12 protein-coding genes are annotated in these 13,777 nt (G+C 66.4%); 5 read left to right on the plus strand and 7 right to left on the minus strand.

The window, feature by feature from the left end; genetic code table 11:
* Positions 1 to 7 precede the first annotated feature (7 nt).
* Positions 8 to 469 carry a free L-methionine (R)-S-oxide reductase MsrC gene (msrC, locus tag ABIE58_RS01750; RefSeq protein ID WP_354542957.1) on the plus strand — a complete coding sequence of 154 codons (462 nt, stop codon included), beginning with the start codon at positions 8 to 10 and terminating at the stop codon, positions 467 to 469.
* Here msrC and ABIE58_RS01755 read toward each other — a convergent pair.
* Both ABIE58_RS01755 and dapE read right to left on the minus strand, forming a co-directional pair.
* Entirely contained in the window at positions 438 to 1,037 is a 600-nt protein-coding gene (locus ABIE58_RS01755) for a TIGR04282 family arsenosugar biosynthesis glycosyltransferase (RefSeq protein WP_354542958.1), read from the minus strand. The genes msrC and ABIE58_RS01755 overlap by 32 nt on opposite strands.
* Positions 1,034 to 2,185 carry a succinyl-diaminopimelate desuccinylase gene (gene dapE / locus ABIE58_RS01760; RefSeq protein WP_354543187.1) on the minus strand — a complete coding sequence of 384 codons (1,152 nt, stop codon included), beginning with the start codon at positions 2,183 to 2,185 and terminating at the stop codon, positions 1,034 to 1,036. The genes ABIE58_RS01755 and dapE overlap by 4 nt, the downstream gene beginning before the upstream one ends.
* A 286-nt stretch (positions 2,186 to 2,471) precedes the next feature.
* Between dapE and ABIE58_RS01765 the strand changes: the two genes are divergently transcribed.
* The 4 genes from ABIE58_RS01765 to ABIE58_RS01780 all read left to right on the plus strand — a co-directional run bounded on the left by ABIE58_RS01765 (position 2,472) and on the right by ABIE58_RS01780 (position 6,132).
* Complete coding sequence (locus tag ABIE58_RS01765; protein ID WP_354542959.1) at positions 2,472 to 4,070, plus strand: Hint domain-containing protein; 1,599 nt, start codon at positions 2,472 to 2,474, stop codon at positions 4,068 to 4,070.
* A 1-nt stretch (position 4,071) separates the two neighbouring features.
* Entirely contained in the window at positions 4,072 to 5,157 is a 1,086-nt protein-coding gene (locus ABIE58_RS01770) for a Hint domain-containing protein (RefSeq protein ID WP_354542960.1), read from the plus strand.
* A gap of 120 nt (positions 5,158 to 5,277) precedes the next feature.
* Positions 5,278 to 5,544: a hypothetical protein gene (locus ABIE58_RS01775; protein WP_354542961.1), complete on the plus strand. Its 267-nt coding sequence runs from the start codon at positions 5,278 to 5,280 to the stop codon at positions 5,542 to 5,544.
* A 12-nt stretch (positions 5,545 to 5,556) separates the two neighbouring features.
* A complete protein-coding gene (locus tag ABIE58_RS01780) occupies positions 5,557 to 6,132 on the plus strand; it encodes a DUF1523 family protein (protein ID WP_354542962.1) in 576 nt (191 codons plus the stop codon).
* Between the two features lie 10 nt (positions 6,133 to 6,142).
* Here ABIE58_RS01780 and ABIE58_RS01785 read toward each other — a convergent pair whose 3' ends face one another.
* The 5 genes from ABIE58_RS01785 to xsc all read right to left on the minus strand — a co-directional run bounded on the left by ABIE58_RS01785 (position 6,143) and on the right by xsc (position 13,745).
* The gene (locus ABIE58_RS01785) at positions 6,143 to 7,015 is read right to left on the minus strand and encodes a dimethyl sulfoxide reductase anchor subunit family protein (protein WP_354542963.1); all 873 of its coding nucleotides are present in this window, start codon (positions 7,013 to 7,015) and stop codon (positions 6,143 to 6,145) included.
* 1 nt (position 7,016) lies between these two features.
* Entirely contained in the window at positions 7,017 to 7,763 is a 747-nt protein-coding gene (locus ABIE58_RS01790; RefSeq protein WP_354543188.1) for a 4Fe-4S dicluster domain-containing protein, read from the minus strand.
* Positions 7,764 to 7,881: 118 nt separating this feature from the next.
* Positions 7,882 to 10,701 (minus strand): molybdopterin oxidoreductase family protein, encoded by a 2,820-nt coding sequence (locus ABIE58_RS01795; protein WP_354542964.1) that lies wholly within the window; start codon positions 10,699 to 10,701, stop codon positions 7,882 to 7,884.
* Between the two features lie 122 nt (positions 10,702 to 10,823).
* Positions 10,824 to 11,966, minus strand: coding sequence for an acetate/propionate family kinase (locus ABIE58_RS01800; RefSeq protein WP_354542965.1), 1,143 nt, complete (start codon positions 11,964 to 11,966; stop codon positions 10,824 to 10,826).
* Positions 11,967 to 11,969: 3 nt separating this feature from the next.
* The gene (gene xsc, locus ABIE58_RS01805) at positions 11,970 to 13,745 is read right to left on the minus strand and encodes a sulfoacetaldehyde acetyltransferase (protein WP_354542966.1); all 1,776 of its coding nucleotides are present in this window, start codon (positions 13,743 to 13,745) and stop codon (positions 11,970 to 11,972) included.
* Between the last annotated feature and the right edge of the window lie 32 nt (positions 13,746 to 13,777).

Genomic DNA, 13,777 nt, shown 5'->3' on the forward strand with positions numbered 1-13,777 from the left:
CACATCCATGCGGATAGATTACGCAGCCACCACGAAAACCATCCTGTCGCTGACCGAGGGTGAGACGGATGCTGTGGCGCTCATGGCCACGGTGGTGTGCGAGTTGCACCATGCCGATGAGCGGTTCGACTGGACCGGCTTCTACCGGGTGACCGGGCCGGAAATGCTCAAGATCGGGCCGTATCAGGGCGGGCATGGTTGCCTTGTGATCCCGTTCTCGCGGGGGGTCTGCGGGGCGGCGGCGCGCACCGGCGAGGTGCAGATCGTCGAGGATGTGGAGGTGTTTGCCGACCATATCGCCTGCGCCGCCTCGACCCGGTCCGAGATTGTTTTGCCAGTGTGGAACGCGGCGGGCGATCTCATTGCGGTGCTCGATATCGACAGCGACCGGCCCGCGGCCTTTGGCGCGCAGGATGCGGCGGGGCTGGCGGAGATCCTCAGGCTTGTGTTCGGGCGGTTGGTCGGCTGAGGTCGCGCGCCTCGTCCACGTCGCGCAGCGTCTCGATGAGAGCAATGCGTTGGCCCTTGAGGCTGTGGATTGTGTCGGCGCGGGTGTGCTCGCTCGACCAGCGCACGCCGTCAAAGAGGCGTGCGGGCACCGCCCCCGTGCGCCGCAGCCCGATAAGCCAGTAGCCACCATCGGGCGCGGGGCCGATCACCGCGTCATGGTGCCCGAGCGCGGCAAAGGCGCGGGCGATATGGGGGGCCTCGATGCCGGGAATATCCGCGCCGATGATGCAGACCGGCCCCGGCGGCAGGCTGCGAAAGAGGCGCGCCATCCGGTCGCCGAGATCACCCCGGCCTTGTGGCACACGGGGCAGATGCGCGGGCCAGACGCGGCTTGCCAGCCCGTCGCGGTCGGGGCTGACGGCGAGCACGAGACGCCAACGCGGGTCTTCCACTCGGCGTAGGAGCCGCGCGACCTGATGGCGAAACCACCATGCGGCGGCCACCATGCCGATGCCGCGCCCCAGCCGTGTCTTGACGCGGCCGGGGCGTGGCTCCTTGAGCATGACGACGAGGGTTTGTTGGGTCATGTAAAGTAGTCGCCCAGAATCTGGGTATAGATTGCCTTTAACTGACGAATATGGACAAGGTCCACCCGCTCATCCACCTGGTGCATGGTCTGGCCGACAAGGCCGAATTCCACCACCGGGCAGTGATCTTTGACAAAGCGCGCGTCCGAGGTGCCGCCCGTGGTCGAGAGCACCGGCACAACGCCGGTTTCCGCCTCGACCGCGCGGGCGACGAGATCGGAGAGCGGGCCGGGGGGGGTGAGGAAGCTTTCGCCCGAGACCTTGACGCGCATCGCGCCCGTCACGTCGAATTCGGCGGCCACGCGGTCGATCTCGGCCTGCATCCAGGCGGTGAGGCTGGCGCTGTCATGGGCGTCGTTGAAGCGGATGTTGACGGTGGCGCGGCACTCGGCGGGGATCACGTTGGTGGCGGGGTTGCCGGTGTCGATGGTGACAATGGCGAGCGTCGAAGGGTCGAAATGCGCGGTGCCCTCATCGAGGGTATGCGAGGCGAGCCGGTCCATGAGCCGCGCCATGGCGGGCAGAGGATTGCGCGCGCGGTGCGGATAGGCGGAATGGCCCTGCACGCCGGTCACGGTGATATGCGCGGTCATCGAGCCGCGGCGCCCGATCTTGATCATCTCGCCCATGCGCTCGGGGCAGGTCGGCTCTCCGACAAGGCAGGCGGTCATGCGCTCGCCCTGCGCGTCCATCCAGTCGAGCAGCGCGCGGGTACCGTCGGTGGCGTCGCCCTCCTCATCGCCGGTGATGGCGAGGATCACCGCACCGTCGGGGGGCGTCTGCCGGACGAAATCCACCGCCGCGGCGGCAAAGGCGGCAACGCCGGATTTCATATCCGACGCGCCCCGCCCCCAGAGCATCCCGTCCTTTTCCACCCCGCCGAAGGGGGGCACCGACCATGCGCCCTCATCCCCCACCGGCACCACGTCGGTATGGCCGTTGAAGCCGAAGCTCTTCGCGGCCCCCTTCGCGCCCCAGCGGGCGAAGAGATTGGCGATGCCGCCCCGGTCCACGCGGGTGCAGGCAAAGCCCGCCTCCGAAAGAACCCCCTCCAGCAACGCGAGCGCGCCGCCCTCCTCGGGCGTGACCGAGGCGCAGCGGATGAGATCGGCGGTGAGGCGCACGGGATCGAGCGGGGCGGCGGGCATGGGGCAACCTTTCATCTGATGCGCCTTGGCTAGCGCGGATCGCGGGCGGGTGCAAATGGCGCGGAGCGCCGATAAACCTTAACAAGACCGGAAAGATTTGCTATCACTTGGAAAAACAAAGACCGAGGCAGGTCGAAACGAGCGGTAACAGGGTCCGAAGATCCGTCAAACGGACGCAAGCGGCCCGATCAGAGGGAACGACGGCAGATCACCGGGGTGATGCGCCGTGTTATCCTGACTCTGTGAAAATCGTGCGTCCTGCCTTGCATGAGCGAGGTGGACAGACATGGCGACCGCATCCAAACTCCCGGTCAATACCAATGCGTCGGCGATGGATATGGCGCGGGCCATATTCGGCGACGGGGTCACGATCCAGAGCGCCAGCTATACCGGCGATGCGCGGTCTTCGGGCCTTTACAGCAACGGCGACAGCGTCTCGCCCGGTGTCACGCCCTCGGATACCGGCGTGATCCTGTCGACGGGGCGCGCAGGCGATTTCACGAACGCCCCGCCCTGGGCGTGGTGGGCCAACAACGATGCCAACCAGAGCCCAAGCACCAGCACCAACACCGGCGGGGTGAACAACGATCCGCTGTTCAATGCCGCCGCCGGGTCATCCACTTATGATGCGGCATGGATAGATGTGAATTTCACCCCTACCGGCGATGTGATGACGATGCAGTTCGTCTTTGCCTCCGAGGAATACCCGGAATTCACCACCAGCCAGTTTCAGGATTCGGTTGCTGTCTGGATCAACGGAACGCTGGTGCCTATCAATGTGGGCACCGGTGATGTCGCGCCCAACAACATCAATGACACCTCGAACGCGAACCTGTTCGTCGACAATACCGGCAGCGATTTCAACACCGAGATGGACGGCTTTACGCTGACCATGAGCCTGACCATCCCGGTCAATGCGGGCGAGGTCAATTCGCTCCGCGTCGGGATCGCCGACGTGAACGACACGAATTACGATTCCAACCTGCTGATCGCCGCCGACACCCTTCAGACCTCGCTGGTGGCCAATGCCGACAGCACTACGTTGTTCCCCGATGGCAGCCGGGTCATCGACCTGCTGGGCAACGATGTCAACGAGACCAGCGGCACGCTCACCATCACCCATCTCAACGGCCAGGCGGTGACGGCGGGCGATATCGTCACGCTGCCCTCGGGCCAGCAGATCGAGCTTAACGCCGATGGCACTGTGACGTTGATCGGCGATGGCGATACCGAAGTGGCCAACTTTACCTACGGGGTCGCAAGCAGCACCGGGCAAAGCGATACCGGCATGGTCACGGTCGATTCGGTGCCCTGCTTCGTGGCCGGGGCGCGTATCCGCACGACCGAAGGCCAAGTGCCGGTCGAGGCCCTGCGCCCCGGCGATCTGGTGCTCACCCGCGACGAGGGCGCGCAGCCGCTGCGCTGGACCGGGTGCCGCACGGTGGCCGCAACGGGCGATTTCGCGCCGATCCGCATCGCCGCCGACACGTTCGGCGCGCATGGCGAGCTTTGGCTGTCGCCGCTGCACCGGGTGCTGGTGCGCGATGCGCTGGCCGAATTGCTGTTCGGCGAGAGCGAGGTTCTGGTGGCAGCGCGCGATCTGGTCAATGACCGCTCGGTGCGGCGCGTGGAGGGCGGCGAGGTGACCTATGTGCATCTGATGTTCGACCGCCATCAGGTGATCTGGTCGGAGGGTCTGGCCACCGAGAGCTTTATGCCGGGGCCGCAGGCGGTGCGCAGCTTCGAGCGGGCGGCACTGGCCGAGATACACGCGCTTTTCCCCGAGATCGACCCCGCCACCGGCGCAGGCTACAGCCCCGCCGCGCGGCGCACGTTGCGGCCTTTCGAGGCGCGGCTCTTGGGGCATCCGGGGCGGGCGGCCTGAGATGGGCTGGATCGCGCTGACCGGTCGCGATGGCGGGCAGTTCGCGGCGGGTGGGATCGGCACCACGGGGCGGCAGCCGCTGCCTGATCCGACCACGCTGTTGCCGCGCGGCACGCTGATGATCGAGACGCGGCCCGCAATCGGGAAACGGCCACAGGTGCTTTTGTCCTTCGGGCGCACGCATCCTTGGCATGGCAGTTTTTCCTTGCAGCTTTTGCCGTCGGGGGGCGTGGCGCTGATCGAGACGCAGGAGCGCGACGTGCGCCACGCCATCTTGCCGTTCCGGCCCGATGACCGCGCCGACAGCCTGCGCATCAGCTATAGCTGGGATGCGCCCGCGCGGCAGGGGCGGCTATCGCTCGAGCGGCCCGGCATCATCGGCGTGCGCACCATCCCCGTGCCGCCGCCGCACCCGATGCCGCTCTCGGATCTGCGCACCGCCTTCACCGATCCGCGCCAGCGCCATCTTGACCCGGAGGTGATCTTTGCCGCGCTGTCCGACGAGGTCGAGCCCGTGGGGCCGATGCCGGGCCTTTCGGGCACGGTGCCGGTGCGCACGCCGCAGGGCTATGTCGAGGCGGCGCGCCTGCGGCGGGGCGATTGCGTGCGCGGAACGGGGGGCGCGGTGGTGCCGGTGCTGCACCGGCTCGAGCGTCGCGTGCCAGCGGCGGGCAGTTTCCGGCCCGTCCGGCTGCGCGCGCCCTATTTCGGGCTGCGCGCCGATATCGTCGTCGCCCCGCATCAGCGGCTGGTGATCGGCGGCTCGGATGTGGAATACCTGTTCGGCTCCGAGGCGGTGCTGGTCGCGGCCTGTCATCTGGTCAACGGATCGGCCGCCACATATGCCGAGGCGGGGCCGCTGGTGCGCTATCATGGCCTTGTGTTGCCGGACCACGAGGAGATCGAGGCAGCGGGCGCGCGCAGCGAGAGCCTCTATCTGGGGCGGATACGGCGCCAGCCCGAGATCGTGGCGATGAGCCTTCTGGCCGGGCTTAACCGCGCGCGCCTGCCCGAGCATCCGCGCCCGCTTTGGCCGGTGCTGAAATCCTACGAGGCGATCACGCTGGCTGCTGCCCGCGCGGCCTGAAACGAGGCTGACCGCGCAAAGCGTTTCACCCGGCCCACGTCATGTCGCGTTTGCGCAACCGCCCGCTTTGAGGCACAAGGGGCGCGCGCGCCTACCAAGGGTGCTGGCGGGAGATGGGGCATGGTTGCGCTGCTGCGGCTTGTGATCTTCGGGGGGATCGCCCTTACGCTGCTCTATCTGGGCCTGTCGTGGCATTTCCGGGCGCGGCGGCGTGTGCGGATGGAACAGGACTGGGAAGAGGCCGGCCGCCCCGGCAATCGCGACGCCTATATCGCCGAAGGTATGGCGCAATATGAGCGATCCTTGCGGCGCAAACTTCTGTGGCTGGTCTATATCCTGCCGGTAAGCGCGATCACGCTGCTGATCTGGCTCACGAATTTCAACTGAGGAGGCCGGGAAATGGTCTATGTCAAATGGGGATTTCGGGCGCTCTTCTGGGCGGTGGTGCTGGCGTTCCTGCACTATACCCTGCCCCAGCACGATATCGTGCGGATCACCGATACCTATGAAAAGCGCGTCAATCCCGGCGAGAACGCGCTCTTTTGGTCGAACGCCGCCACCGGCGAGAACGTCGCCGCGACCGAGCGCGACGTGTTTTTCATCCAGACATTTATGCCCGATGACAAGCCGATGATCTATCGCAACGAGGATACCGGCTGGGGCTGGCCGCCCTATTTCAAGTTCGACACCTCGAACCTTCAGGCCGAGGCGTCGGACATGATGTCGAAGAAATCAGCCGAGACCGCACAATGGGTGGCCGTGCGCCATTATGGCTGGCGCAACGAGTTCCTTTCGATCTATCCCAATGCCGTCGCGATCTGGCCGGTCGCGGGGCCGGATGCGCGGATCATCCCGTGGTTCAACATCATCGTGCTGGTGCTTCTGGCCGCGCTTTACTGGGCTCTTCGCGTGCGATGGAACAGGTTCTGGGCGCGGCGTGGCGCGCCCGAGGGCGGCGAATGGCGCGAGGGCTGAGGTCTCGGCCCTACCGCTTGCCGTAATAAAGCCCCACGACATGCTCTGCCTCGGCGAAGAAGAGCCAGCGCGAGGCAAGGATGCCCACGAGGTGGCAGAGCACCGCCAACGCGGCGAGCGCATGGCCAAAGGGCAGTGCCAGCAGCGCCACCGGCACCACGTAGCCGAGCGCGAGCGCGATCACCCGAAGGCGGCGCGCATGTTTGCGGCCCACCTCATGGACCATCTCGCGCAGGAGGTAATTGCTGCCGGTATGGGGGGGCGCAAAGCTGCGCACCGCGCCGATGCGGCCCAGACCGGTGGCGCTGGCAATGTCGGTGGCGCTCTCGGCAAAGGCCCGGTCGCCGCGCTGCCACCAGAGAAGTTGCACGACGCCCGCCAGCGCCAGAAGCGCCATCGCCGCCGTGACCTGCCCCGCCAGCAGCGCGCCGCCGCCAAGCGAGACCGTTATGAAAAGCGCAGGCGTGAGCGGGCTTTGCCAGCGCGGCACGCTGCGCAATTGCGCGTAGATCATCGAGGTAGTGAAGACCGTGGCGAGCGCCAGCGCCGCGCCGAGCCAACCCAGCGGGGCAAGCGCGGTGCCCCAGAACACCACCCCCGCGCCATAGGCGGCCATGACCGTGAGCGCGGCCACGGCGCAGACACCCTCGCGCGAGAGCCAGCTTGAGCGCCACTGGCTGAACGCTTTCCACGCGCGCTCGGGGTGGCCGAGATGGAAGGTCGAGGCCAGAAGCCCCCCCGCCGCCAGCGCAAATCCGATGGCGAAGAAGACGAAGGCAACCCAGCCGGTCACAGAAGGCAGGCCGAGGCCGAGCCAGAAAAGCAGGCCAAAGCCCGCACCCGAAAGCGTGGTGAAGGCGATGACGGAAGCGGCAGGATGCATGTCAGAGCTTCTCCAATGCGCGGTCGAGCCAGCCGAGAAAGCCCGTGGCCTCCTGCGCCACGGGCGCGAGCAGCGGGGCCAGCACATCCACCTCGTCGAGCCGGTCGCGCGGGCGGGGCGGCAGGTATTTGTTCACGGGGGCGGTGCCCTGCTCGGGCATGAGGTCCATGCCGCCGCGTTCCGCGACAAGGCGGCTTACGTCGCTGTCGGGATCGCCCAGATCGCCGAAATGCCGCGCGCCCGCCGGGCAGGTGCGCACGCAGGCGGGCAGCCGGTCTTCCTCGGGCAGGTTCTCGTTATAAATGCGATCCACGCACAGCGTGCATTTCTTCATGACCCCCTCGGCTGCGTCCATTTCCCGCGCGCCGTAGGGGCAGGCCCAGGCGCAGAGCCCGCAGCCGATGCAATCGCTCTCGTTGACCAGAACGACGCCATCTTCCACGCGCTTGTAGCTGGCCCCCGTGGGGCAGACGGTGACGCAGGGCGCATCGTCGCAATGCAGGCAGGATTTGGGGAAATGCACAAGCTGCGCGGCCCCTGCCTCGGGCTGCACCTCGTAGCTGTGGATGCGGTTGAGGAAGGTGCCGGAGGGGGTCGCGCCGTAGGGGTCTTGATCCGACAGGGGCGCGCCGTAATTCTCGGTGTTCCAGCCCTTGCAGGCGGTCACGCAGGCATGACAGCCGACACAGGTGTCGAGGTCGATGACAAGGCCGAGCTTGCGGGTGGTGGTTTCGGGCAGGGTGGTCATGATCAGCCCTCGCGCATGGGGATAGGGCGGGACTGGGGCGCTGCCCGTCGCCATTGTCTCTCGGACCAATGACGCGACAATGGCGACCCCGGAATATTTATGGCAAGATGAAACCTGGTCATTTCCCTACCTTCCACGCGAGGTGGTCAGGGCCTTGGCCCACGGGCGATTTGATCGGGGGATAGGCCGGTTGCGCCTCGGCGGGCGCGGGGGCCTTTTCGATCTTTACCCTGAGGTCGAACCATGCCGCCTGCCCGGTGATGGGGTCGGAATTGGACCATCTGAGGCCGTCGCCCTTGGCCGGTAGAAGCTCGTGGATCAGGTGGTTGAGCAGGAAGCCGCGCGTGGCCTCGGGCGCGTCGTCCGAGAGCGCCCAGGCCCCCTTGCGCTTGCCGATGGCGTTCCATGTCCAGACGGTGTTCTCATTCAGCGCCGCCATATGGGCGACGGGCACGGTGATGCTGCCATGGGGCGAGGTGACGCGCGCCCAGTCACCCTCCGTGAAGCCGTGGTCCTGCCAGAGTCGCGTGGGCAGGTAGAGCGGGTTTTCCCCGTGGATCTGGCGCAGCCAGGCGTTTTGCGTGCCCCAGGAATGATACATCGCCATGGGGCGTTGTGTCAGCGCATGAACGGGGAATTCCTCGGTATCGACGCTGTCATCCTCGAAGGGCGGATACCAGATCGGCAGCGGGTCCATCGTGGATTTGATCTGTGCGCGCAGGTGGTCGGGGGGCTGGCGGTCGCCATGGCCCTCGGCGGCAAGCTGGAAGCGGCGCATCGGCTCGGCGTAGAGGTCGAAGATGTAGGGCTGGGGTTTGTCGAAAATGCCGATGCCCACGGCCCAGTCCTGATAGGCCATGTTCCACGGCTTGTAGTAATTCGCGCCCTCGGGGATGTGGCTCACGAAAAAGCCGCCGCTCTCGATGTAGCGGTCAAGCTGCTCGGGATTGGGCGCGCCGCGCCCCACGGCAGAGCCGTCGCCGCGAAAGCCCATGAGCGGGCCGATGCCCGGCTTGCGTTCGTGATTGACGATGTAATCAGCGTAATCGGTGTATCTGGCGGTGCCGTCCTCGGTGGTGAAACCGGGCAGTTTGAGCTTGTTGGCAAGCTGCACCAGCACCGTCTGGAAGCCGCGCACATCCCGGTCGGGCGCGACGACCGGCCAGCGGATCGCGTCCGCCGCCGCGTCGGCCTCGCAGATCGGGCGATCGAGCAGCGAGATGCAATCGTGGCGCTCCAGATAGGTCGTGTCGGGCAGGATCAGGTCGGCATAGGCGACCATTTCGGAGCTGTAGGCGTCCGAATAGATGATGTGGGGGATGACATAGTTGCCGCTCTCGTCCCGGTCGGTCAGCATCTCCATCACGCCGCGTGTATTCATCGAGGAATTCCACGCCATGTTGGCCATGTAGAGAAAGAGCGTGTCTATGCGGTAGGGATCGCCCGCATGGGCGTTGGAGATGACCATATGCATCAGCCCATGCGCCGACATCGGGTTTTCCCAGGTGAACGCCTTGTCGATACGCGCGGGGCTGCCGTCGGGCTTGAGCGCGAGATCCTCGGGGCCGCGCGGATAGCCTAGATGCGGGCCGTCGAGCGGGTTCATCGGCGTGGCCTTGCAATGGGGCGTCGGGTGGGCGCTGACCGGTTTGGGATAGGGCGGTTTGAACCGAAAGCCGCCGGGCACCTCGACCGTGCCCAGCAGGATTTGCAGCACATGCAGCGCGCGCGCCGTCTGGAACCCGTTGGAATGGGCCGAGATGCCGCGCATGGCGTGAAAGCTGACCGGGCGGCCCACCATGGTCTGATGCGTCTCGCCGCGGAAATCGGTCCATGCGTGATCTAGGGTGATTGCCTCGTCAAAGGCCACGCGGGCGATTTCGGCGGCGATGCGGCGGATCTTGTCAGACGTGATGCCGCAGCGCTCGGCCACCGCCTCGGGGGCGTATTGCGGATCAAGGTAACGCTCGGCCATCAGGTGCATGACGGGGCGGTGGGTGATGCCATCCACCTCATGCGTGGCGCTGAGGTCGGGGCGCACGCCGGGCCTGTCGAACGCGGTGGGTTGCCCGGTGGTGCGGTCGATGACCAGCGGCTTGCCATCGGCGTCACGCAAGAAAAGCCCGTGTTCGGGCGAGGCGGGATCGGCGTTTACCAGCACCGGCGCGTTGGTGTAGCGGGCGAGGTAATCGAGGTCGATCTTGCCCGCCGCCATCAGTTCGTGGATGAGTGAGAGGATGAAGAGGCCATCGGTGCCCGGCGTGATCCCAACCCAATCATCGGCCACGGCGTTATAGCCGGTGCGAATGGGATTGACGCCGATCACGCGCGCCCCGCGTGCCTTGATGCGACCGATCCCCATCTTGATCGGGTTCGAATCGTGATCCTCGGCCACGCCGAAAAGGATGAAGAGCTTGGTGTGATCCCAATCCGGCTGCCCGAACTCCCAGAACGCGCCGCCCATCGTGTAGATGCCCGCCGCCGCCATGTTGACCGAGCAGAAACCGCCATGCGCGGCATAATTCGGCGTGCCGAAATTCTGTGCCCAGTAGCTGGTGAAGCTTTGGGATTGGTCGCGTCCGGTGAAAAAGGCAAGCTTTGACGGGTCGTCGCGGCGGATGGGTTCCAGCCAGTCGCAGGCGATTTGCAGCGCCTCGTCCCAGGTGATTTCCTGAAATTCGCCCGAGCCACGCGGGCCGACGCGCCTCAAAGGTGCGCGCAGCCGCGAGGGGGCGTTGTGCTGCATGATCCCTGCCGAGCCCTTGGCGCAGAGCACGCCGCGGTTCACCGGGTGGTCGCGGTTGCCCTCGATATAGGCGACCTTGCCGCCCTTCATATGCACGTTGATGCCGCAGCGGCAGGCGCACATGTAGCACGTCGTGCGGCGCACCTCGTCCGAGACATGCGGCGAGGTATCGAGCCGGGGTTGGTGTGTCATGCGTGCGCGCCTCCTTGGGTGGGAGATTAGGACAGGATTGCGGACCTTGCGACCCGTATTCCGCTTAATTCCTGTTTTCCGAACATATGTTTTGAAAATCCGAAACTGACAGGTGTGATGTTCTATTTCGGGGCGTCCAGCAAGGCCAGAGCATCTGCGGCGATGCGGGCCTCCTCGGCGGCGGGGACGATCCAGATGGGCAGGGAGCCCGGCGCGTGAAGGCGGGGCGCGCCTGCGGCGTTCGCGTCCTCGTCGAGCCGCGCGCCGAGCCAGGCCAAGCCGTTGACAATACGCGAGCGTATGGGGGCCGCGTTCTCGCCGATGCCGCCGGTGAAGGCGAGCGCATCGACGCCGCCCATGGCGGCGATCAGCGATCCGGCGTGGCGCGTGGCCCAGTAGCAGAAATGGTCTATGGCAAAGCGGCTCTCGGCGGTGTCGGCTGCGATGAGGGCGCGCATGTCCGACGGCCCGCCCGAGAGGCCGCGCAGCCCGCTTTCGTGATTGAGCAGGTGGCGCGTGGCTTTGATACCATCCTCTTCGGCCAGCTGCAGCACGGCGTTGCCGTCGATCTCGCCCGCGCGGGTGCCCATGGTCAGCCCGCTGAGCGGCGAATAGCCCATCGTGGTGGCGACCGACTGCCCGTCGCGGATGGCACAGAGCGAGCAGCCATTGCCCAGATGCAGCGCCAGCAGGCGTGCGGGCAAGGGCGCACCGGAGAGGCGTGGCAGGGCCTCGGTGAGCGCGGCAAACGAGATGCCGTGAAAGCCATAGCGCCTGATGCCGCGCGCGGCGATATGCGCCGGAACAGCGTAGTGGGTGGCCAGATCGGGGTTGGTGGCGTGAAAGGCGGTGTCGAAGCTTGCGGTTTGCGGCAGGTCGGGCGCAAGGCGCGCCAGTGTCTCGATCCCGGCGAGGTTGTGGGGGTTGTGCAGCGGCGCAAGCGGGATGGCGGCGCGGATGGCGGCAAGCACCTCCGGCGTGAGGCGCGCGGGCGCGGTCAGGCTGCCGCCATGCACCACGCGATGCGCCGCCGCGCGGAAGGCGGTCAGGGGCATGCCCTGCGCACTCAGCGCGGCCAGAAGTGCCGAGAGCGCGGCGGCGTGGTCGGGGAAATCCCCCGCGTGCCGCGCGTCACCCAGCCGCAGCCGCCCCGCGCCGCCGATCCCGTCGACCAGCCCTGAAAGCCGCACCGCACCACCCGCGAAGACCGCCAGCTTGATCGAGGAGGACCCGGCGTTGACGACCAGAACCGGCCCAACGGTCATATTTCAGACCTGCTGTGCACGCATGTCGGCGGGGTCGATCCCGGCCACGGCCACCGGTTTCTTCATCGCGTCGCGGCGGAACGGCTCGCCCAGTTCCTGATTGATCAGCGCCTCGATGAGGGTGGTGCAGCCATGCTCCATCTGGTCGCGGATGGCGGTTGCCAGCGCGTCGGTCAATTCCTCCATGGTGCGCGCGACCACGCCTTGCAGGCCGCAGGCGCGGGCGATGCCGGCATAGCTGACCTGTTCATCAAGCTCGGTGCCGATGAAATTATCGTCATACCAGAGCGTCGAGTTGCGCTTTTCCGCGCCCCATTGGTAGTTGCGGAATACCACCTGCGTGATCGCGGGCCATTCGGGGCGGCCGATGGCGGTGAGTTCGGTCACCGCGATGCCAAAGGCCCCGTCGCCCGCGAAGCCCACCACCGGCACATCGGGGCAGGCGATTTTCGCGCCGACAATGGACGGCAGGCCATAACCGCAGGGGCCGAAAAGCCCCGGCGCAAGGTATTTGCGCCCCGCCTCAAACGACGGGTATGCGTTGCCGATGGCGCAGTTATTGCCGATATCCGAGGATATGATCGCGTCTTTCGGCAGCGCGCTCTGGATCGCGCGCCAGGCCATGCGCGGGCTCATCCAGTCGGGTTTCGCGCCGCGCGCGCGGGCGTTCCATGTGGTGCCGGGATCGTCCTCTTCGTGATCCATCGAGGAAAGTTGCTGCGCCCATGCCGATTTGCGCTGCGCGATCTCGGCGCGGCGGCTGTCGCGGTCCGCGTCGCCCGCGCTGTCCGACAGATGCGCGAGAATGCCCTCGGCCACCTGCTTCGCATCGCCCACGATGCCAACGGTGACGGGCTTGGTCAGGCCGATGCGGTCGGGGTTGAGATCGACCTGGATGATCTTTGCCTCGCGCGGCCAATAGTCGATGCTATAGCCCGGCAGGGTCGAGAAAGGGTTGAGGCGGGTGCCAAGGCAGAGCACGACATCGGCCTTGGAGATGAGCTCCATCGCCGCTCTGGAGCCGTTATAGCCCAGGGGCCCGGCGAAAAGCGGGTGCGCACCGGGGAAGGCGTCATTGTGCTGATAGCCCACGCAGACCGGCGCATCGAGCCGCTCGGCAAGCTGGCGCGAGGCGTCGATGCCGCCCGCGAGCACCACGCCCGCGCCGTTGAGGATGACCGGGAAACGCGCCGCGCTCAGCAGGTTGGCGGCCTCAGAAATCGCCGCAGCCCCACCGGCGGGACGCTCGAAGCCGACCATCGCGGGTAGGTCGATATCAATCACCTGCGTCCAGACATCGCGCGGAATGTTGATCTGCGCGGGCGCAGAGGCGCGTTTCGCCTTGAGGATCACCCGGTTCAGCACCTCGGCGATGCGGGTGGGGTCGCGCACCTCTTCCTGATAGGCGACGCAATCGGCAAAGAGGTTCATCTGTTCCATTTCCTGAAACCCGCCCTGCCCGATGGTCTTGTTGGCGGCCTGCGGCGTGACCAGCAGAAGCGGCGTGTGGTTCCAGTAGGCGGTTTTGACGGGCGTCACGAAATTGGTGATGCCGGGGCCGTTCTGCGCGATCATCATCGACATGCGGCCAGAGGCGCGGGTGTAGCCATCGGCCATCATCCCGCCCGAGCCCTCATGCGCGCAGTCCCAGAAGGTGATGCCCGCCTTGGGAAAGAGATCGGATATCGGCATGAAGGCCGAGCCGATGATCCCGAAGGCGTGTTCGATCCCGTGCCGTTGCAGGGTTTTGACAAAGGCTTCCTCGGTGGTCATCTTCATGGGCGTATCCTCGGGGCATGGGGGTGATGTTG

It is taken from the genome of Roseovarius sp. MBR-78, assembly GCF_040547535.1.
Classification (GTDB): Bacteria; Pseudomonadota; Alphaproteobacteria; order Rhodobacterales; family Rhodobacteraceae; genus Roseovarius.